We start from the raw sequence: 21,190 nt of genomic DNA, 5'->3' as shown, positions 1-21,190 counted from the left end.
CCGTACCCCGGGGTGCGGGCCCGACCTCACTCGGCGGCGGCCGGTGCCGGGTCCGCCGTGGCGCGGGCGCGGGCGCGGCGGTGGACGAACCAGCCGGTGGCCGTGAGCAGCGCGGCCAGCGCGGCGGCCGTGCCGATGGTGGCGCCGGTGGAGGCGAGGCTGCCGCCGCCGGTGGTGGTCGTACCGGTGCCGCCGGTCGAACCGCCGGTGGTGCCGGTGCCGCCCGCCGAGCCGGAGGTGGTGCCGCCGTCGCTGCTCGAACCGCCGCCCGTGGAGCCGCCGTCGGTGCCTCCCGTGCCGCCGGTGCCGCCCGTACCGCCGCCGGTGTCACCGCCCGTGTCACCGCCTCCGGTGTCACCGCCGTCGGGGTCGGTGTCCACCGGGTCCTGGCCGGTGAACGCCACCGGCACCTTGACGTCCTGGGTGCGGTCGCCGGACAGGGTGTGGTCGGCGCGGGTCGCGAGGACGCAGGTCACCTCGAAGCAGTCGGTGAACTCGTCCGCCGCGTCCACGGTCAGCTCGACCTCGAAGGTGCCGCCGGCGCCGTACGGGATCGCCAGGTCCTCGCCGTAGTCCGGCGGGTTGGCGGAGATCCACGCCGAGGAGTGCGAGGTGCCGGTCATGTCGACGCCGCCGACGCAGGGGCTGGGCAGTTCGCCGGGGCCGTTGTCGACGCACAGGGCGACATAGACGCCCTTGTCGGTGTCGTAGCCGGAGCCGGTGACGGTGAGTTTCTGGTCCTCCACCGCGAGGTGGTTGACCGGGGTGACGGTGAGCCGCTGGCCCTCGGGGCCGGTCCCGGTCCGGGTGTCCGACGGCTCCTCCGCACCGCCGTCACCGCCGCCGGTGCCGCCGTCGTCGGGCTCCTCCACGGAGAGGGTGACCGGCGTGGTGCGGGTGGTGCCGACCGTGTTGGTGAACTCCGCGCGGTAGCGGTAGCCGTCCTGCGACTGCTTCGCCGTGAAGCGGTACGCGTTCTGGGTGGCGCCCTCGATGGTCGTCCAGGTCTGGCCGTCGTCCGGGCTGACCTGCCAGCGCACGGCCGGTGCCGGGGTGCCCTCGGCCGCCGCGACGAGGGTGACCTCGTCGTCGGGGGCGACGCTCCGGTCCGTCGGGGACTGGGTCACCTTCGGCGACATCCGGCGCTCCAGCCGCAGCACCTCGCTCTCCGCCTGGTTGGTGACGAAGACGGTGCCCGCGCCCGGGGTGACGGCGACGCCCGCGTAGGCCCCGGCCCGGCTGCCCGGCAGGGCGAGGGACTCGGCGGCCTTCTCGTAGGTGGTGGTGGAGAGGATGTCGAGGGAGCCGACGTTGTCGGCGCCGTCCTCGGCGCTGCCGTAGTCCTCGCGCAGCACGAACGCCGAGCCGGTGTCCTGGTCGAAGGCGACGGCGGTCGGGCGGTCGGTGCCCGTCAGGGTGGTCAGGACGGTGGCGTCCTGGTCGAGGACGAGGACGTCGTAGCCGCTGCCCACCCAGACATCGCCGGTCCGTGGGTCGACCTGGACGAAGGCCAGCAGGTCGGAGGGGAGATCGGCGGTGGCGGTGACCGCGAGGGTGCCGGTGTCGATCCGGCGCAGTTTCTTCGTCGCGTAGTCGACGGCCCAGACGGCCTGGCGGGCGGTGTCGGTGGCGAGTTCGCCCACGCCGTCGAGGGTGACCGTGCGCCGGACGGTGCCGGTGGCGTACTCGATCTCGGACAGGGTGGTGCCCTGGGAGACCAGCACGGTGGCGGCGTCGGTGCCGGGCGCGATGCCGTTGATGGAGGCGCCCGCCGGCCAGAACCCGGTGGCGGCGGTGTCACCGTCCTTGGCGGTGCCGATGCCGCGCACCGGGTACTGGAAGACGACGCCGTCCCCGGCGAGCGGTCCGGCGATCCGCTGGACGTTGCGCGGGGCGAGCACCCCGGTGGAGCTGGGCGCCTGGGCGACATGGCTGAGGACCCTGCCGTCCTTCGGGTCGAGGACGTACAGTCCGGCCTCGTTGACATCGGCGGTGTCGGGGATGTTGTTCGAACCGACGTACAGCTTCCCGGACTCGGGGTGCAGCAGCAGATCGTTGGGCTGACCCGCGGTGCCGTACTCGGCGGCGCGCACATAACTGACCGTACCGGCGGGCACATCCACACCGCCGCCGGGCTCACCGGGGTCCTGGCCCTCGAAGGTGACGGGGACCCGGACGTCCTGGGAGCGGTCGCCCGCGGCGCGGTGGTCGACGCGGGTGATCACCGAGCAGGCGACCTGGGTGCAGTCGAGGCCGCCGTCCTGCGCCTTCACGTCGATCCGGACGTCGAAGGTGCCGCCCGCGCCCCAGGTCTCGGTGAGATCGCCCTCGTTGGGGTCGCCCGGCGGGACGATCCACTGGGAGGAACCGCTGCCGCCGGTCTGATCGGCACCGCCGAGACAAGGGGAGGGGATCCGGTTGTCCCCGTTGTCCTTGCACAGGGCGACATACAGGCCCTTGGTGGCGTCGTAGCCCGCGCCGGTCACGCGGAGCGTCTCGCCGTCGGGGTCGAGGTCGGCGGAGGCGGAGACGGTCAGTTCCTGGCCGTCCTTGCCGAGTCCGGTCCTCGGGGTGTCGGCGGCCTGCGCGGGCGGGCCGATGGTGAGGGCGGTGGCGCCCGCGGCGATCAGCGCGGCCGAGCCGATGAGCGCGGCGGGGCGGCGCAGGCGAGGTCTGGCCGGGGCGTCCGGGCGGCTGGTGCCGGGGGTGTCGTCAGTCATGGGGTTCCTCGTGGATGGGTGGCGTCCGGCTGCCCACAGGCCATGGGCCGGGCGCCCCGCGTACTGCGGGACGCCCGGCCGGACGGGACTACGGGAAGCTGATCGGGACGTGCACGTCGTACTTCCGGTCGGTGGTGTCGGTGTGGTCGGCACGGGTGACCACCGCGCAGGTGACGTCCTCGCCGCAGACGCTGCCGTCGTCCAGCGTCGCCTTGACGAAGATGTTCACGGAGAAGGTGCCGCCGGTCCCGAAGCGGGAGCTGTTGGCGACCGTGCCACCGCCGAAGTTGGACACCCAGTGGGAGGACCCGGTGGTGCCGGTCTGGTCGGCGCCGCCCAGGCAGGGCCCCGGCTGGCCCTGTCCCGGGGCACCGCTGACGGCACACAGGGCCACGTAGACGCCCTGCGCGGTGTTGTATCCGGACCCGGAGACGGTGATGACCTGGCCGGCGGCGGTGGCGGTGTTCGGGGCGGTGAGGGACAGGTTGTAGATGGTGGCGCCGTCGGTGATCGTGCGGGTCGAGGTGGCGGCGGAGGCCGAGCCCGCCAGGCCCAGCGTCAGCGCGGCGGAGGCGGCGACGGCCAGACCGGCACGGGCGGCGTTACGGGCGGTGCGGGGGGAAACGGGTCTCATACGAGGTTCCTTCTCTCGGAAGCGGCCCCAGTTAGGTAAGGCAAACCTAAGTCCGATCTGGGGATCCTTGTCAATGGTCTGCAAGAATCCCCAACTCCCGTTTTTTCAGGGGTGGTTGGGGTGCGCTTCACAGGCGGTCCGGGGCATGCCGAGGAGCGGACTCGTCGCCGAGCCCGCTCCTCCCTCACCCCGATGCTCCCCCCGCGTCGGCGCAGGGGTCGGTCGGCCGCAAGCGCATGGGTCAGTCGGTGCCGCGCACCTCGAACCGGGCCACGGCACCGCCGCCGCCCCCGGTCACGGGCGTCAGCTCCACCTCGTGCTCCCCCGCCACGGCACTGGCGTAGACGGGGAACGCCCGCTCGAAGCGCCCCGTTTCGTCGGCGACCGCCTGATAGCGCGTGTCCCCGTCGATGGCGACCAGCACCACCGCGCCGGGCGTGAACCCGGCCCCGGTGACCCGCTGTTCACCACCGCCCGTCAGAACGGGCGTACCCACGGCCGCGGTCGGCGCGGCACCGCTCGCGAGTGACTCCGGGGACTGTTGCTCCGGCGCCCGTGGTGGCTCCGGTGGCTCCGGTGACCGTGGTACGTCCGTCGGGGCGGGCGGCGGGGTGGCGGGGTCCGTGTCGTCCCCGGCGGGGTCGGCCGGGGCGTCCGGGGTACCGCCGCCGGTGCCCACGGTCACATCCAGCAGCCCGAGCGTCTCCCCTGCGGCGAACTCCTGCCCGCTCCAGCCGGACAGCAGCTCGGCGCCCGCGTCCGTCAGGGTCATCCGCAGCCCGGACCAGGTGGCCCCGGTGTCCCGTACGACGGGAACGGCGCCGCCCTGCCGTACGGCGGCGAGGGCGAATTCACCCCGGTCGCCTTCGAGCCGGCGGGCGTACAGCGTGCCCGTTCCGCCGTCCAGGGTGAGCCGCAGCTCGCCGAGGAGCAGCCCCTGCGCGGGCTCGTCGCCCGTCGTGAACGAGGCGGTCCCGGCCAGGTCGACCTCGGCGGACCCGGCGTCGGCGGTGCCGCCCTCGGCACGGAACCAGCTCCGCCCGGCGGACGCGGTGCCGCTCGTCAGGGTCACTCCGCCGGCGGCCAGTTCGGCCGTGGACCAGCCCACGTACCCCCCGGAGATCTCGCTCCCGGCCGGTGCCGCCCGCACCGTCGCCGCGCCCGGCGCGAACAGCGCGAGCACGGCACCGCCCGCCACCACCAGTGCGGCGGCGGGCCGCTTCCTGGCCTTCACCTTCACCCTCCTTGTCACCCTCTCCGTCCCCCTCCCTCGAAGAAACCGGCCGTACGTCACTCGGCGCCCGCCGTCGATGTGGCCGACCGGCGCCTGCGGGCCAGGGCCCAGGTGGCGCCGCCCACGACGACCAGACCGGCGGCGGTGAGCCCGAGCGGCAGCGCGAGATCCGAACCGGTGCTGGCCAGCGGGCCGTCCCCGGTGGAACCGGAGTCCGAGCCGTTGCCGCCCGTGGTGGAGCCGGTGGTGGAACCATGGGTGGAACCGGTGGCGGTGTCACCGCCGGTCGTCCCGGCACCGCCCGAGGCGGTCGGCGTCGGGGACGTCTCGGCGCCGGACGACGACCCGCCGTCCGTGGCGCCGAACGTCACCGGGACCCGGACCGTCTGGGTCTGGTCACCGCCGCGCGTGTGGTCGTTGCGGGTGATGACGGCACAGGTCACGCCGGACGCCGTGCAGTCGGTGCCGGCGTCCTTGGCGCGGACCGTGAGCTGCGCGGAGAACGACCCGTCATGGCCGCTGCCTTCATAGGGCGTGGCCAGTCCCTCGCCGTACGACGGCGGGTTGGAGGACACCCAGACCGAGGCGCCGGACTCGCCGGACATGTCGACCCCGCCGACACAGGGGGTCGGTGTCTTGCCGGCCCCGTTGTCGACGCACAGGGCGATGTAGATGCCCTTCTCGGTGTTGTAGCCGGTGCCGGACACGGTCACCGTCTCGCCCGCCTCGGTGAGGCCGGACGTCTTGGACACGGTGAGCGTCTGCCCCTCGGGGCCGGTCGCCGAGCCCTCCGCCGCGACGGCCGGCGACGGGACCGTCAGCGTCAGCGCCGCCGAGACCGCGACCACGCCGGCCCACCCGACTCGCTTGCCGCGCGGGCCACTTGCCGATGACATGAAACACCCCCAGCTCAGAAAACTTAGGCCAGCCTAACCTAAACTGTCGCCCAACTGAGTGCCAGCGAAGAGGAAAGGCCGAGTCATGACAGCCACGAGTGCCGCCGGTCGTACGAGGGCCACCCGACGCCTGACCGCCACGGGACGGCCGACCGCCACCGCACACCCGACGGCCGCCGGACGTCCGACGCGCGCCGCGCGCCGCCGGGGTCCGGCCGCCCTCGCCCTGTCCCTCGCGCTGCTGACCGGGGCGTGCGCGAGCGGCTCGGGGGGCACGGAGACCTCCGGTGACCAGGGGGGCTCCGGTGCCACCTCCGTGTCGGCGGGCGAACGGGCCGAGGCCGCGCGGGAACGGCTCGACGCGAACACCCTCGTACCGCTGGAAGGGGCGCCGCCCGAACCGGAACTGCCGGCCACCGTGGACTCCTCCGACGGCCGTCAGGTCACCGTGGAGGACGCCACGCGGATCCTGCCGCTGAACGGCGGCGTGGCCGAGATCGTGTTCACACTGGGGCTGGGCGAGCGGGTGGTGGGCCGGGACATCACGGCGACCTTCGAGGAGGCGAAGGATCTGCCGCTGGTCACCAAGGCCCATGACGTCAGTGCGGAGAGCGTGCTGTCGCTGCGGCCGACCGTGGTCCTCGCGGACACCGACACCGGCCCCTCGGAGGCCATCGACCAGATCCGCGACGCGGGCGTGCCGGTCGTGGTCCTCGACCCGGCCACCGAACTCGCCGATGTCACCACGCGCACCACCCGGATCGCCGAGGCCCTCGGGGTGCCCGAGGCGGGCCGGGCCCTCAACTCCCGTATCGACACCGAACTCAAGGCCGCGCGCGACGCCGTGCCCGAGGACAGCACGCCCAAGGTGGCGTTCCTCTACATGCGCGGCACCGCCGCCGTGTATCTCATGGGCGGCAAGGGCTCCGGGGCGGACTCCCTCATCGCGGCGGCGGGCGCGGTCGACGCGGGCGTCGACGCCGGTCTCGACCAGCCCTTCACCCCCCTGACCAGCGAGGCCCTGGTCAACGCACAGCCCGATGTCCTGCTGATGATGACCAAGGGCCTGGAGTCGGTGGGCGGCGTGGACGGCCTCGTCGAGATCCCGGGCATCCGCGAGACACCCGCCGGAATGGACCGCCGAGTCGTCACCCTGGAGGACGGCGTCCTCCTCGGCTTCGGCCCACGAACACCACTGGTCATCGACATCCTGGTGTCAGGCTTGCACACGACGTGAGGTGAGGCGGGGTCGGCCGGGGGAGCTGTCGACGCAGGCCGCCCCCGATCCCCTAAGGGGCGCGGGGAACTGCGCGACCAGCCCCCACACACCCGCACCCGACCACGCACCCCACGAGCCCCCACTCACACCCCCCTCACCGCACTCAACACCTCGTCCCCCAAAGGCTTTTCGAGCGCCACATGCACCAGCGCATCGGCCAACCCGGGCCATTCACGGTCCGGCACGAGCCGACTCAGCCGCCGGACCGAGACCGGAAGCCCCAGGCGCCGAGCACCTTCCAGGGCCTTGCGGTCGAAGTAGGGAGCCCATTCCGGCCAGATTCCCTGGACATCGCGGAGAAAGATGTCCGCCCCGGTCGGCCCGATCCCGGGAACGTCGAGCAGCGCACGCTTCGGGTCACCCTCCGCACGGAGCCGCCGCAGATCACCCCCGTAGCGCTCAAGGAGCAACTCCGCTCCCCTGCCGAGCAGATTGGCGGTGCTCTCGTCGTACCGCCGGTAGCCGCCCCGGCCCAGCGCGTCGACCCGGTCCTGCCAGGAGGCGTCCGCCATCGACCGGGCGTCCCGCAGCCCGGCGGCGAACAGCTCCCGCGCCGCCGACACCGCCGCACTCGCCCTGATCCGCGCGCTGAGCAGCACGGCGAGCACCAGCGTCTGGTACAGCGGCGCCGGGGTGTTACGCAGCCGGATCCCGGCCCCGGCGGGGTAGGTGCGCGGACGGCGGTCGAGGAGGGCACGGACGACGGCGTGGTACGTCGCCTCGGCGCCGGTACCTGTGGCGCCGACGGTCCGCGGGACGCTCGTACCCCGCGCGGTCGTGGCCCGCTTGGTGGCCCGCGTGCTCTTGGTGGGGCTCGTGCGCGCGGCGGGGCTCGTGCCCTTCGCGGCGGTCGCGCTACGCGTCGCCGTCCGCTTCCTCACACTGGCTCTCGTCGCCGTGGTCGAGACCTTCGTCGCCTGCGTCGCCTTCGTCGCCTTGCTCGATCTGGTCGTCCTGCTCGTTCCGGCTGTCCTGCTCGTCCTGCTCGTCATCGCCACCTCACCGCTTCCCCGTCCCGAGCGTGGTGTCACCGACCCGCCGTTCCTCCCGTACCCGTCGGACCAGCACCGCCAGGTCCACCCCGGCCGCCAGTGCCAGCGCCGCGCACACGGCCGCGAGGGTCACGGTGACGGCTCGCCCGGGGCTGTCCCCCGGTTCGGACAGCGCCGCCCAGATGGCAAACCCGACCGCGCCGGCGACGAACACCGGCAGGAAGATCCCGCTCAGCAGCATCCGCAGACGCAGGGGGCTGCGGGCGGTTCTCGGCTCGGTCCCGGTGCGCTGGGTCACAGGTGTCCCTCCTCGGTCACGGGCGTCGGCCCCACCCTCCAGCCAAGCAGCCCGGCCCGCTGTCGGCATCAGGGAGCCCGTCCGCGCCCGCCCCGTCCCAGGGCGGGCGCGGCTCACCACATGCCGCTCACATGTGGACCGCGGGGGCGGCGTCGGCGTCGGCCGCCGGGACACCGCGCCGGTAGAGCACCAGCGTGAGCAGGGCGCCCACCGCGAAGAACCCGGCCGACCACCAGTAGGCGGTGGCGTACGAGTCCAGGGCGGCCTGTGCCTGGACCAGCGGGTCGGCGGCGTCACGGCCGACCAGGTAGGACGTGGCGGCGCTGGCGGCGAGGGTGTTCAGCAGGGCCGTGCCGATGGAGCCGCCGATCTGCTGCATGGTGTTGACGGAGGCGGAGGCGACTCCGGCGTCGTCGGCGCCGACCCCGCTGGTGGCGAGGCTCATCGCCGGAGCCATGACGAGGCCGATACCGATACCGGAGACGACCAGGGCGGGCAGCACATCGGCGGCGTACGTGCTGGTCAGGTCCAGGCGGGTGAGCCAGGCCATGCCGACCGCGCCGAGGGCCATGCCCAGCCCGACCACGGTCCTCGGCCCGACGCGCGGCAGCAGCAGGCTGGTGGCGAGGGTGGCGGCGATCATCAGGGAGATGACCATCGGCAGGAAGGCCAGACCGGTCTCCACGGCGGAGAAGCCGAGGGTGAGCTGGAGGTAGTAGGTGAGGAAGAGGAACACACCGAACATTCCGGCACTGATGATCAGCATCGCGGCGAAGGACGCCCCGCGGTTGCGGTCGAGCAGGACACGCAGCGGCAGCAGCGGGTGCGCGGCCCTGGTCTGCCACCAGGTGAAGACGGCGAGCAGAAGGGCTCCGGCGGCGAGGAAGCCCCAGGAGAGAGCCGAACTCCAGCCGTGCGACTCGGCGTTGGAGAAGCCGTAGACGACGGCGAACAGTCCGCCGGTGACCAGGACGGTGCCGGGGATGTCGAGCTTGGCGCCGGTCTCACGGGTGCCGCGCTGGAGCAGGTACCAGCCGCCGACCAGGGCGACGGCCGCGAAGACCACGTTGACGTAGAGGGTCCAGCGCCAGTCCAGGTACTCGGTGAGCACGCCGCCGAGCAGCAGTCCGACGGCCGCGCCGGAACCGGCGACCGCGCCGTACAGGCCGAACGCCTTGGCCCGCTCCTTGGCGTCGGTGAAGGTCGTCGTCAGCAGGGAGAGCGCGGCGGGGGCCAGCAGCGCGCCGAAGACGCCCTGGAGGGCGCGTCCGGCAACGAGCATCTCGAAGCTGGTGGCCGCTCCGGCCAGGGCGGAGGCCGCCGCGAAGCCGGACACCCCCACCAGGAAGGCGAGCTTGCGGCCGAAGAGGTCGGCGATGCGCCCGCCGAGCAGCAGCAGGCTGCCGAAGGCGAGGGAGTAGGCGGTGACGATCCAGGTGCGGTTGCCGTCGGTGAAGCCGAGGTCGGCCTGGGCGGACGGCAGGGCGATGTTCACGATGGTCGAGTCCAGGGTGACCATCAGCTGGGCGGTGGCGACCACGGCGAGGATCCACCAGCGGTGCGGCGACGCCGCCGCCTCCCGCCGGGATCCGGTCTTCGCCGGTGACATGGCAGCCGGTGCCGTGTCCGGCGTCGCGTCGGACGTCGTGTCGATGTGGGGCATGGAGACGCACTCCTGTCAGGGACGGGGCGCAAAGCCTGAGGAGAGAGCGAAACGAAACCGTTTCGTACGTCGAAAAGCCTAGACCTCCGACCCAGCGAAACGCAAAAGTTTCGATACAGAGGTGAAGAGGATCACTCCGAGCCTGTGAGGCGGCGGTGGACCGGACCGGACCTGCGCTGGACGCGACCCGTCACAAGCCCCCTTTTCCAGCGCGCGCCCGGCGGTCTCGTCCGTCCGGGTGATCGTGGCGGCGGCCGGTCCGTTCACGACCGGGCACACGGCTACGTTGCCTGCGACCGGGGCACGCGTCCGCTCCGGAGCCCGCTGTCGCGAAGGACACCGATGACCATTCCCGCGCTGGATCACTCGACGACCCGCTACTCCCTGGAGCACGCCTACTGGATGGGCCGGGCGGCCGGGCTGGCCTCACTGGACCCGGACGGCATCGAGACACAGGCCCGCGCCTGGGGATTCGGCGAGGTGCGGCACTTCGCCTCGACGCACCGGATGCCGTTCCCGATCGAGGACACCCAGGCGTACGTCATGGCCAGCGACCGCATGATCGTCGTGGGCTTCCGGGGCACCGAGGTCACCCAGATCCGCGACTGGCTCACCGACGTCAACACGCCGCCCGTACCGGGGCCCGGCCGAAAGGGCTTCGTCCACTTCGGCTTCCACCAGGCCCTGCGATCCGTCTATCCGCAGCTCCGCGACACCGTCCTGGAACTGCGCGACCGAGGGCAGAGCCTCTGGTTCACCGGCCACAGCCTCGGCGCGGCGCTGGCGATGCTGGCCGCCGCCCAACTGTATTTCGAGGAGCCCCGGCTGCTCGCGGACGGCGTGTACACCTACGGCCAGCCCCGCACCTGCGAACGGCTGCTCGCCGACGCGCACGACAAGGCGTTCGCCGACCGCTGCCACCGCTTCGTCAACAACAACGACATCGTCCCCCGGCTCCCGCCCGAGCCCGTGTACACCCATGTCGCCGCGCTCCGCTACTTCGACGCCCACGGAAAGCTGCACGACGCCCTACCGCTGCTCGCCACCCTGCGGGACCGCGCCAAGGGCGTCGGGAACGATCTGTTCGCCCCGGAGACCGACGCCATCAAGGATCACCATCTGGACAACTACCTGTCCGCGCTGGAGAAGAACCTCGCGAACGCCCGCTGAGTGCCCTGGCACCGTCAGGGTTCGATCCACAGATGGCGGGGGCCGCGCAGCAGCGGGCTCGTGCGATACGGCGGCGGGTCCTCCACCAGGTGGGTGCCGTCGCCGAGCCGGTCCAGGAGCGCGGTGAGTGCGAGGTTGGCCTCCAGCCGGGCCAGCGGGGCGCCGAAGCAGCTGTGGATCCCGCTGCCGAAGCCGAGGTGCTGGTTGTCCCGGCGGGCCGGGTCGAAGCGGTCGGGGTCCGCGAACCGCAGCGGGTCACGGTTCGCGGAGGCGAGGACCAGGATCAGGGGCGCGCCCTTGGGGATGGTCACCCCGGCCACCTCGATGTCGGCGAGCGGGGTCCGCTGGGGCAGGAAGTGCACCGGAGGCTCGTAGCGCAGCAGTTCCTCGACCGCCGAGGGCATCAGCGCCGGGTCGTCCCGGAGCCGGGCCGCCACGTCGGGCCGGCGCAGCAGGGTCAGTGCGCCGTTGGTGATCAGATTGACAGTGGTCTCGTGTCCGGCGATCAGCAGCAGGACGGCGGTGGACATCAGTTCCTGCCGGGTGAAGGTCCCGTCGGGGCCCGGGTCGCCGACGAAGGACGAGAGCAGGTCGTCCGAGGGGTGCTCGCGCCGGAAGTCGGCGAGGTCACCGAAGTAGACGGCCATCGCCGTGCGCGCGTCCTGGCCGCGGCGGCGCTTGACGGCGGGATCCTCGCCCTGGGTGAAGTCCAGGCTGGTGATCATGTCGTCGGTCCACTCGCGGAGTTGGCCCATGTCCCCGGCCGGGATGCCCAGCAGCTTCCCGATCACGGTGACGGGCAGCGGGTAGGCGAAGTCGTCGACGACATCGACGCGCTCACGGCCCTCGAAGGCGTCGGTCAGGTCCTGGACGATGCGGGTGATGTCGCCGCGCAGCGCGTCGATCCGCCCGGGGGTGTGCGGTGGCCCGAACGGGCGCATGGCGATCCCGCGGAGCCGTTCGTGCCGGGGGTCGTCGAGGCCGATGAAGGTGGGCGCCATGCCGTGGACCTCCGCGAGGACGGCCTCGTCGGGTTCGGCGCGGTTGCGGAGGTCGGAGCTGATCCGTGGATCGTGGAACAGCTGGACCACCTCGTCATAGGTACCCACCAGATACGAGCCGTCCTGCTGGCGGGCCACGCCGTGCTCGCGGAGTTCGGCGTAGAGGGGGTAGGGGTCGGCGCGGTTCGCGTAGTCGGTGATCCGCTCGAAGAGGGTCTCCGTGGGCATGTCGGCACTCCTTGCGGCGGGTCGGCGATCGGCAGTCAGAGGTCAGCAGTCCGAGGTCAGCAGTCCGAGGTCGGCGGTCGGATGTCGGCGGTCGGATGTCGGATGTCGGCGGGGCGTTCGTCGAAGTACCGGCCCGGGTTCATTCCCTGCGCACCACGGCGAGGCGCCGGTCCGGCAGATGTCCGGTGAGGGCGACCGTCGGGCCGTGGGAAAGCACCGCGGGGTCGGGTACGGCGGAGGGCACGGGGACCGGTTCGCCGTGCCGGTCGGCGGTGCCCGGCGGGGGCGGGAAGGGCGCGGCGGTCTCGATCATCCGCTGGTAGTACTCCAGGTACTTGGCCCGGTTGACGGCCACCGCCGCGGTGACCCGCCCCCGGTAGCCGTAGACCGCGACCATGCGGCCCTCCTCGGGTGAGCCCTGGGCGATCACCACCCGGTCGGAGAAGGTCGGCACCCCGACGGACTTGATGTTGAGGCCGAACTGGCTGGACCAGAAGGCGGGCACCGCCAGATGGGGGCGGCGGCGCGGCCCGGGGCGCACCATGTTGTGCGCGGCGACCTCGGCCTGCGCGACGGCGTTGCCCCAGTGCTCCAGGGACAGCATCTGGTACTCGAACAGGGGGTGCGGGAACCTGGCCACGTCCCCGGCGACGAACACATCGTCGGTGACGATGCCGTACATGTCGAAGGCCCGGCAGCCCGCGTCGCAGGCCAGGCCCCGGGGCCCGGCAGCCAGCCCGGAGCCGTCGAGCCACTCGGTGTTGCGGACCGCGCCGAGGCACACCACCGCGACCTCGGACGCGACCCGGTTGCCGTCGGAGAGCCGGGCGCCGGTGAGCCTGCCGCGGTCGCCCTCCAGTGCGGTGACGGTCACCCCGCAGCGCAGATCGACTCCGTGGGCGCGCTGGACGTCCGCCGCGAAGCCGCCGAGGACCCCGCCGAGCGCGCCCACCAGGGGGGCGGGGCCGCGTTCGACGACGGTGACGTCCAGGCCCCTCTCCCGGCAGGCGGAGGCGATCTCGGATCCGGTGAACCCGGCGCCGATCACCAGCACCCGGCGTGGTCCGGCGTCGAGCCGCCGGACGAGTTCGGCGGCGTCGTCACCGGTCCTGAGGGTGAGCACCCCGTCGAGCGCGGCCTCCTCCGGCACCGGCCAGGGGCGGGCCCGGGTGCCGGTGGCGATCAGGAGGCGGTCGTAGGGCAGCCGGTCGCCGTCGGCGAGCAGGACGTGTCCGCGCAGCGGATCGACCCCGGCGGCCCGCACGCCGAGCCGCCAGTGCGCGTCGACCGGTATACGGGCGGGCAGCCCCACGTCGTACGGCCCCGCCTCGCCGAGTAACACCTGTTTGGACAGCGGGGGGCGGTCGTAGGGGAAGGCCCGCTCGTCGCCGACGAGGGTCAGCTCACCGGCGAAGCCCGCGTCCCGCAGCGCCTCGGCGGCCCGCAGCCCGGCGAGCGAGGCACCGACGACGACCACTCGCCGTACGGAGGTGTCGAGCTGCGGCAGGGGACGGTCAGTCGACATCGGCGCCCGCCGCGGGCCCGGCGGAGATCGCCTGCACCGGGCAGGCGGCCACGGCGCGGCCGACGCGTTCGCGCTGGTCGTCGGCGATCCGGGGGTGGTACCTGAGGGATTCATCGCCGCGCAGGGCAAAGACCTCGGGCGCCAGAAAGGCGCACTGCGCGTATCCCTGGCACCGGTTCAGATCGACCACGACTCGCATCCCACACCCGCTCCTCGCCGCCGTCGGCCTGCACTGCCCCCTCCCGTCCTACGCCCCGGACGGGAGGAACGCAGCCGGGGGCGGGACGTGTGGGTGACGGGGGGGGTGGGGTGGGTGGGGTGGGTGGGGGCCGATGTGGGTAAGGCGCGGCTGCGGGCGGCGACCCGGCGCGACCCGGCGCGATCCGAGGGCCCGGTGACGGCCGGGGGCCGGTGCGGGCAGGGCGGGGCCACGGGGCCGCTTGCCAAAGGTCCACGGACCCTGCCGATGAGCAGGTGTACCGGCGACTCAAGGACGACATCCTCGCCACATCATGCGCGCGCCCCGGCAGGAGGACATCCGTGAGGTGTTCGAGATCCGCCGCGCGTCCACCCGGACGAACTCGCCGGGCGCTACAGGGAGATGGTCAAGCCCAACCGCGTGGAACTGACCCGCCGGACACCCTCCACTACCCCGACCGCGACGGCTACCGCACCACCACCGCCGACGAGTAGGTCAACTCACCCACCACCGCCCTGGCGCGCCCCGCCGACTCGACAGCCCCCGGAAGGGCTATCTGTATCCGAAGGGGGTGCACCCGTCCCCCGCGATTCTGAGGAGGCAGCACCATGGGCAGTACGGCTGTCAGCGTGTCCGCGATCATCGATGGCCGCCGCCACAACCGCGACGCACTGCTCGCCTGGGAGGCCCGACGGTTCTCCCGGGCCGCCGCCAAGATCGGTCTCCCGGCCCCGGCGGGAACCCTCGAACAGCGGCGCTTCGCGTTCGCCGACGCGAAGCTCGCCCTCGGCCCCGAGGAGATCGGGCGGCGTCTGGCCCGTGAGGTGAAGCTCGGCGACCTGGTGGCCGGCACCACCGCGCGGCTCTCCCACGGCAGGCGCAATCTGAGCATGTGCCACCTCCACATCACGGGAGGCAGCGCGGCGGAGTTCCGCCGGTGGATGCTCGACACCACCCGGGCGGATTTCCTCCGCAGCATGGTGGCGGCCAGCCCTGACCACTTCCTGTTCCGCGTCGGCGCCGACGGTACGCAGGAGGTCATCGAGACCACGGGCGGCAGCCCCTTGGCCACCCGGTTCTTCATCGACCTCGCCGACACCACGGGCCTGACCTCGGTCCCCCACTCCGACTTTCCCGTCCGGTTCGCCGGCGCCGCGAGCACGGCCACCGGGCGGGCGATCGGCGGCGTACGCCACCAGTTCCGGGATGAGCCCGCCGGATTCCACGCCAGCCTGTGCGTCGAATTCCCCCGCTTCCTCCCCCCACGCATGATCTCCCAGCACCGCTGGCACCTGGCCACGGAGTTCGCCAACTGGATCGAGTTCGCGTTCAGCCGGAGTGGCTGAGCCGTTCTCCGACCGACGGCCGAGGGGGGCGCAGCAGGAGGTACTCCTTCCGGCACTGGGGCAGCGGACCCGGCGGGTACTCGACGACGCGGACGGATCGCGCAGCTTCACGGGATCATGCCGTCCGCCGGTGAAGGCGGGATGACGCCGCCGCTTCTGTTCGGGTCAGCCGGCTCTGTCCGGGAGTGGCCCCCCGTGCGGATGGAGGGTCGCCGTGCCCGTGACGTGTACGCCGGTCTCGTCGCCCGTGCGGAGGGTGAGCGGGCCTGCTGCCCGGACCGTGACGGGTGTGCTCAGGTCGTCGGCGGCCAGGAGGATCAGGGCGTCGTGGCCGTGGTAGCGGACTTCTGTCACGCGGGCGCGGGTGACGGAGGGGTCGGAGGCGGGGACGAGCCGCAGTTGCTCCGGGCGCAGGACGACCGTGCCTGTCCGCGTGCCGTCCGCCGGGGTTCCGGTCAGCGGGATACGGCCGAGGGCGGTGACCGCGTGGCCGGCGTCGACGGTGGCGGGCAGCAGGACGGCCTCACCGACGAAGGAGGCCACCCAGGTGTCCGCGGGCCGTGTGTACAGCTCCTGGGGGGTGCCGGTCTGTACGACCTTGCCGTCGCGGATGACGGCGACCCGGTCGGCGGACGACAGGGCCTCCTCCTGGTCGTGGGTGACCAGGAGGGCGGTGGTGCCGGCGGTCCGGAGCGCGGCGCGGATGTCGGAGCGCAGCCCGGCGCGCAGGGCGCTGTCGAGGGCGTTGAAGGGTTCGTCGAGCAGGATCAGCGCGGGGCGGGGCGCCAGCGCGCGGGCGAGGGCGACCCGCTGTTGCTGGCCGCCGGAGAGTTCGTGCGGCATCCGGTGTCCGTAGCCGCCGAGGCCGACGAGTTCCAGCATCTCGGCGGCGCGCGCACGCCGTTCGGCCCGGCCGGTGCCCCGGAGTCCGAAGGCCACGTTGCGGGTGACATCCATGTGGGGGAAGAGCGCTCCCTCCTGGGCGACGATGCCGACGCCGCGGCGTTCCGGCGGTACCTGGACCCCGGGACCGCTGACCGTGCGCCCGCCGAGGACGATCTCGCCCGCCTCGGGCGTGAGAAACCCCGCGATGACCCGTAGGAGGGTGGTCTTCCCGCAGCCGGACGGGCCGAGCAGGGCGGCCAGTTCACCGTCGGGGACGGTGAGGTCGAGACCGTCGAGGACCGGGCCGCCCGACCCGTACGACGTGGTCACCGACGTCACGCGCAGTCCGGTCATGAGCGCCTTCCGAGGAGGTAGGAGGGGATGGCGGCGAGCAGCACGATGGACGCCGCGTAGGGGGCGGCGCCCGCGAAGGCGCCCGCTCCGGTCTCGGTCCACAGCCGGGTGGCGAGGGTGTCCGTGCCGGTGGGGCGGAGCAGCAGGGTCGCCGGGAGTTCCTTCATGATGACGACGAAGGTCAGCGCGGCACCGGCGCCGATGCCGGGTGCCGCGAGCGGCACCGTGATCTCGCGCAGCACCCGGAGCGGGGAGCGGCCCAGGGAGCGGGCCACGTCCTCCAGGACGGGCGGCGACTGGAGGACGGCCGCGCGGGCGGAGGCGACGGCGACGGGGAGGAAGAGGACGACGTACGCGGCGATCAGGAGCGGGAGTTCCTGGTAGAGCGGATAGGCGTAGCGGACCGAGAAGAACACCAGGGCCAGGCCCACGGTGATGCCGGGAACCGCGTGACCGGCGTACACGGACTGTTCGAGCAGGCGGGCGGGGCGTCCGCGGTGGCGGGCGGAGAGCACGCCGACGGGCAGCGCCAGCAGCGTGGTGACGGCGGCTCCGGCGGCGGCGACGGTGACCGTGGCGACGAGCGCGGACCACCAGCGCTCGGGGTCCCAGCCGGAGTTGCCGACGGTCAGCCAGTAGCCGAGGGTGCCCAGCGGGAACGCCACGGCCGCGGCGGCGACGGCGGTGCACCAGGCGAGCGCGGGCGCCGTCCAGCGGCCCAGGGCGAGCGCGAGGGGCGGCCGGGCACTGCCGCGTCCGGTACGGGAGTGCCCGGCCCGGCCCCGGGTGCGGTTCTCCGCCAGGACCAGCAGGACGGTCATCGCGACCAGGACACAGCCGAGGACAGCGGCGGGGGTCCGGTCGAAACTGGCCTGGTAGGAGGAGTGGATCGCCCGGGTGAACGTGTCGTACCGGGTGATGGACACCGAGCCGAAGTCGGAGAGCACGTACAGCGCGACCAGGATGGCGCCACCGGCCGCGGCGGGGCGCAGTTGGGGCAGTGTCACCCGGAGGAAGGTCTCCCAGGGGCCGCTGCCCAGGGCGCGGGCGGCCTCCTCCTGCGCCGGGTCGATGCCGCGCAGGGCGGCGGCGACGGGCAGGAAGACGTACGGGAAGCAGGCGAAGGTGAGGGTGATCGCCGCGCCCGGCAGACCGGCGAGGGAGGGTGCGGCGGACATCCAGGTGAAGGCGGCCACGTAGCTGGGGACGGCCAGGGGCAGGGTGGCGAGCACGGCCCAGACCCGGCGGCCGGGCAGGGTGGTGCGGACCGTCAGCCAGGCCAGGGATATGCCCAGGAGCAGTGAGGCGCCGACGACGATCGCGGTCAGTCCGAGGCTGCGGCCCAGGAGTTCGAGGGTGCGCCGTTCGGCGACGATGTCCCAGGCGTAGCCCCAGCCGTGCTCCATGGCGCGCACGCCGAGATAGCCGAGCGGCAGCAGGGCGAGGAGCGCCGCCGCCGTGGCGGGGAGCAGCAGGACGAGCGGGGGCCGACGGCGGCCGGCCGCCGCGTGGAACGCGGCGGCCGGGGTGCGCGCGGACGGCTTGGAGCGCGTGGTCATGGTGGTGGGGCGGGTGACCGTGGGGCGGGTCAGACCAGTCCGGCTTCCTTGAGCATCTCCAGGGTCTGCTGGAGGGATTCCAGCTTGCCGAGGTCGATCTCGGGGGCCTTGAGGGTGGCGAGCGCGGGCAGGTCCGGCACGGTGCTGGTGACACCGGAGGCCAGCGGGTACTCGAAGGTCTCCGTGGCGAAGTAGGTCTGGGCCTCGTCGGAGAGCAGGAAGTCGACGGCCTTCTCGGCGGCCTCGCCCTGTCCGCCGTTCTTGAGGACACCGACACCGGCCGCGTTGATCAGCGCGCCCGGGTCGCCGCCGGGCAGGAAGTGGATCTTGGCGTTGACCTTGTCGGCGCCGACCTCGGCGACCTTCTCGTACCAGTAGTAGTGGTTGATCAGGCCGAGGGAGACCTCGCCCGTGTCGACCGCGTCCAGGACGGCGCCGTTCTTCGGGTACTGCTTGGCGTCGTTGGCCTTGAGGTCCTTCAGCCACTTCAGGGTGGTCTCGTCGCCCTCCAGGACGCGCATGCCGGTGACGAACGCCTGGAAGGAGGCGTTGGTGGGCGCGTAGCCGACCTTGCCCTTCCACTCGGGCTTCACCAGGTCGTGGACGCTGTCCGGGGCCTTCGGGGCCTGCTCCGGGTGGTAGGCGATGACCCGGGAACGGCCGGAGACGCCGATCCAGTCGTCCGCGCCGCCCCGGAACGCGGTGTCGACCTTGTCCAGCGACTTCTCGGGGAGCTTGGCGAGCATCCCGGCCTGGGAGAGCGCGCCGAGGGCGCCCGCGTCCTGGGAGAAGAACAGGCCGGCCTTGGTTCTGTCGCCCTCCTCCAGGATCTGCGCGGCCAACTCCGCGCTGTCGCCGTAGCGGACCTCCACCTTGGTGCCGGTGGCCTTCTCCAGCTGCGCCAGGATCGGGGAGATCAGCTCTTCGTTGCGCCCGGAGTAGATGACCAGCTCATCGGCGGCCCCCGTAGCGGCGGCCTCGCCGTCCTTGCCGTCCTTGCCACTCGTCGCATCCGTGCTGCCGCAGGCGGCGAGAACGGGCAGGAGCAGGGCGGATATGGCGAAAGCAGCCGTACCGCGGCGAGCGAGCGGGCGACGCATGAGGGCCTCCTGTACAACCCGCTGGCCGGCCATGGCCGACCTGCGGAGCGCGGGAACGAATCCGGAAACCCTATAGATACGGTCAGGCTTACCTAACTGTCAATTTTTGGCCAAGATTACTGAAAATCGACGCCCCTCCGGGCCTGTCCCGGGGTCCCTCGGGCGTCGGACACCTCCCCCCCCCACCGCGACGGCGATCCTGCGCGGGCCGGTGAACGGTTCACGGCCGTGGGACACCAGCATGTCGTCAGTGGCGGAGATGGTCGGTGACCTCGTCGGGGATCGGCTGGCCGTCGCCGTAGTACGTGGTGTTCGGCAGGCCGTCCACAGCGCAGATCTCCAGCAGCCCGTCGCGGGTGGGGGCGGGAAGACTGGTGACATGGAAGACCACCGCAGGGTTGAACCAGACGGTGCCGCCGGTGACGGAGTGCCGATGGACGGGTTCCCGTACCGCCCGATGTCGTCCCGTTACCGTAGACACCGAGAGCTGGAAGGCGCTCCAGCGCTTCCTCCAGCAGTATTGGGGCTACCTCGGCGCGATCGACGGCATCGTCAGCACCGAGACCATCAAGGCCCTGCAACACCGGCTGACGGCGCATGAGGGCTACACCGGTGCGATCGACGGCATCGCCGGACCGAGTACCCGGGAGGCGTTCAAGCGCTTCGCCGCACCCAAGTCCTGAACTCCGCGACGGCCCGCCAGATACCGGCGGGCCGTCGCCGTGCGCCCGGCAGCACTGCCAAGCCGCAGCAACCGAGGCCGCCGGTCTGTGATGGCCGAAGGAGGACCGCGAAGCCCGGCAACCGGTGCCGGCATCCCGCGACAACCCCTCGGTGCTCGGCCCGAACCCGGTCCTGCCAACCGTCCGGCACTCCCGGACGGCCTCAGCCGTATCGCCTGACGAGCGCGTTGCCGATCGAGGCCAGATGGTCTCGTACACCTGGAGGCCCGGTCACCTCAAGCCACTCGACCAGCCACGCAAGCTCACCGGCGAGCATGTACTCGTTGTGGCCGCGGATCACCACCTCGACGCGGCCGTCGGTCATGGAACCTCCCACCTCCAGCCGGGGCCCGAGCGCCATCCGGAGCAGGGCGATTCCGTGGGGCACGCATACCGCCCGGATCTCAAGGGGCATCCGCTTGCGGTCGACCTCGTCGGCGATCTCGCGCCAGCTCTCGGCGAGGTCGAAGTCCTCGGGCCGGTGCACCGGATCGCCGGTCGGGTCGGCTGACGAGACACGGTCGATCCGGAAGGTCCGCCGACCGGCGTCGGTGCCCGCGACGAGGTACCACGACGGGCCCTTGGCGACGATGCCCAGCGGGTGAACGGTCCTCTCGGTTTCGTCCCCTTTGCGGTCGACGTAGCCGAGCCGCACCTGGACGCCGCGGATCACCGCGTCCTGGAGTTGGTCGAGGAAACGAGGCGGAGGGTACTCGACCCGACTCGACCCCCATCGCTGCGGCTCGATGACCAACGACGACGCTGCCGCCTCGGCCTGCACCCGGAACGGCTCCGGCAGGGCCCGGACGAGCTTGCGCAGAGCCGCTTTCACGGTCGGCGTCGCAGCCGAGGCCGGGCCGGCGACCAGGAACAGGGCGCGGGCTTCACTCGCGGTCAAGCCGGACAGGTCGGTCCGCGCCCCGCCCACGAGGCGCCAGCCGCCTCCTCGGCCCTGCACGGAGTACACGGGCACCCCGGCCATGGCCAGAGCGTCGAGGTCGCGGCGGGCGGTGCGTTCGGAGATTTCCAGCTCGCGGGCGACCTCTGCCGCTGTCACCTGATCACGTCGTTGCAGCAGGAGAAGAATGGCCACCAGCCGGTCGCTTCGCATGACGACGAGATTCTCACAGGAAACCGGTCATGGGGTGACCGGTTTAGGCCGCCAGGATGGCGACATGAACTCACCGGCGAGCCCCCCCCCCTTGCCGAGGACCGCATCTTTCCTCGGCCCGTCAGGGGCGTGCCGACGTTGTCTTCAGGAACCGCTATCGCCGGGGCCTGATCATCCAGAAGAGAAGAGGAGAAGAATTCCGATGTTCGATCCGGCAGATTTCCCCGAGCCCACCCTTGTTTCAGTCAATGGTGTGGAGCTTGAGGTCTTCGAA

Annotated in this window: 18 protein-coding genes and 1 pseudogene; 4 read left to right on the top strand and 15 right to left on the bottom strand. The window is 72.5% G+C overall.

Annotated elements, in window-relative coordinates; genetic code table 11:
• Positions 1-26: 26 nt before the first annotated feature.
• The 4 genes from ACFXAZ_RS16065 to ACFXAZ_RS16050 form a co-directional block, all read right to left on the bottom strand.
• Positions 27-2,720 carry an immunoglobulin I-set domain protein gene (locus ACFXAZ_RS16065; RefSeq protein WP_384590458.1) on the bottom strand — a complete coding sequence of 898 codons (2,694 nt, stop codon included), beginning with the start codon at positions 2,718-2,720 and terminating at the stop codon, positions 27-29.
• A gap of 88 nt (positions 2,721-2,808) precedes the next feature.
• Positions 2,809-3,354: a hypothetical protein gene (locus ACFXAZ_RS16060; RefSeq protein ID WP_384590455.1), complete on the bottom strand. Its 546-nt coding sequence runs from the start codon at positions 3,352-3,354 to the stop codon at positions 2,809-2,811.
• 241 nt (positions 3,355-3,595) lie between these two features.
• Positions 3,596-4,588 carry an HtaA domain-containing protein gene (locus tag ACFXAZ_RS16055; protein ID WP_384590452.1) on the bottom strand — a complete coding sequence of 331 codons (993 nt, stop codon included), beginning with the start codon at positions 4,586-4,588 and terminating at the stop codon, positions 3,596-3,598.
• A gap of 56 nt (positions 4,589-4,644) precedes the next feature.
• Positions 4,645-5,484: a hypothetical protein gene (locus ACFXAZ_RS16050; protein WP_384590449.1), complete on the bottom strand. Its 840-nt coding sequence runs from the start codon at positions 5,482-5,484 to the stop codon at positions 4,645-4,647.
• A gap of 85 nt (positions 5,485-5,569) precedes the next feature.
• On the opposite strand from ACFXAZ_RS16050, the gene ACFXAZ_RS16045 reads away from it, so the two are divergent.
• Positions 5,570-6,721, top strand: coding sequence for a hemin ABC transporter substrate-binding protein (locus ACFXAZ_RS16045; RefSeq protein ID WP_384590447.1), 1,152 nt, complete (start codon positions 5,570-5,572; stop codon positions 6,719-6,721).
• 125 nt (positions 6,722-6,846) lie between these two features.
• On the opposite strand, the gene ACFXAZ_RS16040 is transcribed toward ACFXAZ_RS16045, so the two are convergent.
• The 3 genes from ACFXAZ_RS16040 to ACFXAZ_RS16030 form a co-directional block, all read right to left on the bottom strand.
• The gene (locus tag ACFXAZ_RS16040; RefSeq protein ID WP_384590444.1) at positions 6,847-7,755 is read right to left on the bottom strand and encodes a hypothetical protein; all 909 of its coding nucleotides are present in this window, start codon (positions 7,753-7,755) and stop codon (positions 6,847-6,849) included.
• A 7-nt stretch (positions 7,756-7,762) separates the two neighbouring features.
• The gene (locus tag ACFXAZ_RS16035) at positions 7,763-8,053 is read right to left on the bottom strand and encodes a DUF6343 family protein (protein ID WP_384590441.1); all 291 of its coding nucleotides are present in this window, start codon (positions 8,051-8,053) and stop codon (positions 7,763-7,765) included.
• Between the two features lie 127 nt (positions 8,054-8,180).
• Positions 8,181-9,662 (bottom strand): MFS transporter, encoded by a 1,482-nt coding sequence (locus ACFXAZ_RS16030; protein ID WP_384590516.1) that lies wholly within the window; start codon positions 9,660-9,662, stop codon positions 8,181-8,183.
• 396 nt (positions 9,663-10,058) lie between these two features.
• Between ACFXAZ_RS16030 and ACFXAZ_RS16025 the strand changes: the two genes are divergently transcribed.
• Positions 10,059-10,886: a lipase family protein gene (locus ACFXAZ_RS16025; RefSeq protein WP_384590438.1), complete on the top strand. Its 828-nt coding sequence runs from the start codon at positions 10,059-10,061 to the stop codon at positions 10,884-10,886.
• 14 nt (positions 10,887-10,900) lie between these two features.
• Here ACFXAZ_RS16025 and ACFXAZ_RS16020 read toward each other — a convergent pair whose 3' ends face one another.
• From ACFXAZ_RS16020 to ACFXAZ_RS16010, 3 genes are all read right to left on the bottom strand, one after another.
• Positions 10,901-12,115: a cytochrome P450 gene (locus tag ACFXAZ_RS16020; protein ID WP_384590435.1), complete on the bottom strand. Its 1,215-nt coding sequence runs from the start codon at positions 12,113-12,115 to the stop codon at positions 10,901-10,903.
• Positions 12,116-12,254: 139 nt separating this feature from the next.
• On the bottom strand, positions 12,255-13,640 hold the full coding sequence (locus ACFXAZ_RS16015) for an NAD(P)/FAD-dependent oxidoreductase (RefSeq protein ID WP_384590432.1): 1,386 nt from the start codon (positions 13,638-13,640) through the stop codon (positions 12,255-12,257).
• Positions 13,630-13,839, bottom strand: a complete 210-nt coding sequence (locus ACFXAZ_RS16010; RefSeq protein ID WP_384590430.1) for a ferredoxin — start codon at positions 13,837-13,839, stop codon at positions 13,630-13,632. The genes ACFXAZ_RS16015 and ACFXAZ_RS16010 overlap by 11 nt, the downstream gene beginning before the upstream one ends.
• A gap of 608 nt (positions 13,840-14,447) precedes the next feature.
• On the opposite strand from ACFXAZ_RS16010, the gene ACFXAZ_RS16005 reads away from it, so the two are divergent.
• On the top strand, positions 14,448-15,185 hold the full coding sequence (locus ACFXAZ_RS16005; RefSeq protein WP_384590427.1) for a hypothetical protein: 738 nt from the start codon (positions 14,448-14,450) through the stop codon (positions 15,183-15,185).
• A gap of 165 nt (positions 15,186-15,350) precedes the next feature.
• On the opposite strand, the gene ACFXAZ_RS16000 is transcribed toward ACFXAZ_RS16005, so the two are convergent.
• From ACFXAZ_RS16000 to ACFXAZ_RS15985, 4 genes are all read right to left on the bottom strand, one after another.
• On the bottom strand, positions 15,351-16,424 hold the full coding sequence (locus ACFXAZ_RS16000; RefSeq protein ID WP_384590424.1) for an ABC transporter ATP-binding protein: 1,074 nt from the start codon (positions 16,422-16,424) through the stop codon (positions 15,351-15,353).
• Positions 16,421-17,983, bottom strand: a complete 1,563-nt coding sequence (locus ACFXAZ_RS15995) for an ABC transporter permease (RefSeq protein WP_384590422.1) — start codon at positions 17,981-17,983, stop codon at positions 16,421-16,423. The genes ACFXAZ_RS16000 and ACFXAZ_RS15995 overlap by 4 nt, the downstream gene beginning before the upstream one ends.
• A gap of 29 nt (positions 17,984-18,012) precedes the next feature.
• Positions 18,013-19,083: an iron ABC transporter substrate-binding protein gene (locus tag ACFXAZ_RS15990; protein WP_384590418.1), complete on the bottom strand. Its 1,071-nt coding sequence runs from the start codon at positions 19,081-19,083 to the stop codon at positions 18,013-18,015.
• A 247-nt stretch (positions 19,084-19,330) separates the two neighbouring features.
• Entirely contained in the window at positions 19,331-19,474 is a 144-nt protein-coding gene (locus tag ACFXAZ_RS15985; RefSeq protein ID WP_384590415.1) for a hypothetical protein, read from the bottom strand.
• Between the two features lie 88 nt (positions 19,475-19,562).
• On the opposite strand from ACFXAZ_RS15985, the pseudogene ACFXAZ_RS15980 reads away from it, so the two are divergent.
• Positions 19,563-19,766 (top strand): annotated as a pseudogene (locus ACFXAZ_RS15980) (peptidoglycan-binding protein); the annotation flags it as partial.
• Between the two features lie 202 nt (positions 19,767-19,968).
• On the opposite strand, the gene ACFXAZ_RS15975 reads toward ACFXAZ_RS15980, so the two are convergent.
• The gene (locus tag ACFXAZ_RS15975) at positions 19,969-20,916 is read right to left on the bottom strand and encodes a helix-turn-helix transcriptional regulator (RefSeq protein ID WP_384590412.1); all 948 of its coding nucleotides are present in this window, start codon (positions 20,914-20,916) and stop codon (positions 19,969-19,971) included.
• Positions 20,917-21,190: the final 274 nt, after the last annotated feature.

The sequence above is a fragment of the Streptomyces sp. NPDC059477 genome (assembly GCF_042749375.1).
GTDB lineage: Bacteria > Actinomycetota > Actinomycetes > Streptomycetales > Streptomycetaceae > Streptomyces.
The sequence above is the reverse complement of the archived record's forward strand: the minus strand, read 5'-3'. Positions and strand labels throughout refer to the sequence as shown.

Coding starts and splice junctions, on each gene's coding strand:
- ACFXAZ_RS16065 (WP_384590458.1), bottom strand. CDS start 2,720: ATGACTGACGACACCCCCGGCACCAGCCGCCCGGACGCCCCGGCCAGA.
- ACFXAZ_RS16060 (WP_384590455.1), bottom strand. CDS start 3,354: ATGAGACCCGTTTCCCCCCGCACCGCCCGTAACGCCGCCCGTGCCGGT.
- ACFXAZ_RS16050 (WP_384590449.1), bottom strand. CDS start 5,484: ATGTCATCGGCAAGTGGCCCGCGCGGCAAGCGAGTCGGGTGGGCCGGC.
- ACFXAZ_RS16045 (WP_384590447.1), top strand. CDS start 5,570: ATGACAGCCACGAGTGCCGCCGGTCGTACGAGGGCCACCCGACGCCTG.
- ACFXAZ_RS16040 (WP_384590444.1), bottom strand. CDS start 7,755: ATGACGAGCAGGACGAGCAGGACAGCCGGAACGAGCAGGACGACCAGA.
- ACFXAZ_RS16030 (WP_384590516.1), bottom strand. CDS start 9,662: ATGTCACCGGCGAAGACCGGATCCCGGCGGGAGGCGGCGGCGTCGCCG.
- ACFXAZ_RS16025 (WP_384590438.1), top strand. CDS start 10,059: ATGACCATTCCCGCGCTGGATCACTCGACGACCCGCTACTCCCTGGAG.
- ACFXAZ_RS16020 (WP_384590435.1), bottom strand. CDS start 12,115: ATGCCCACGGAGACCCTCTTCGAGCGGATCACCGACTACGCGAACCGC.
- ACFXAZ_RS16015 (WP_384590432.1), bottom strand. CDS start 13,640: ATGTCGACTGACCGTCCCCTGCCGCAGCTCGACACCTCCGTACGGCGA.
- ACFXAZ_RS16010 (WP_384590430.1), bottom strand. CDS start 13,839: ATGCGAGTCGTGGTCGATCTGAACCGGTGCCAGGGATACGCGCAGTGC.
- ACFXAZ_RS16005 (WP_384590427.1), top strand. CDS start 14,448: ATGGGCAGTACGGCTGTCAGCGTGTCCGCGATCATCGATGGCCGCCGC.
- ACFXAZ_RS16000 (WP_384590424.1), bottom strand. CDS start 16,424: ATGACCGGACTGCGCGTGACGTCGGTGACCACGTCGTACGGGTCGGGC.
- ACFXAZ_RS15995 (WP_384590422.1), bottom strand. CDS start 17,983: ATGACCACGCGCTCCAAGCCGTCCGCGCGCACCCCGGCCGCCGCGTTC.
- ACFXAZ_RS15990 (WP_384590418.1), bottom strand. CDS start 19,083: ATGCGTCGCCCGCTCGCTCGCCGCGGTACGGCTGCTTTCGCCATATCC.
- ACFXAZ_RS15975 (WP_384590412.1), bottom strand. CDS start 20,916: ATGCGAAGCGACCGGCTGGTGGCCATTCTTCTCCTGCTGCAACGACGT.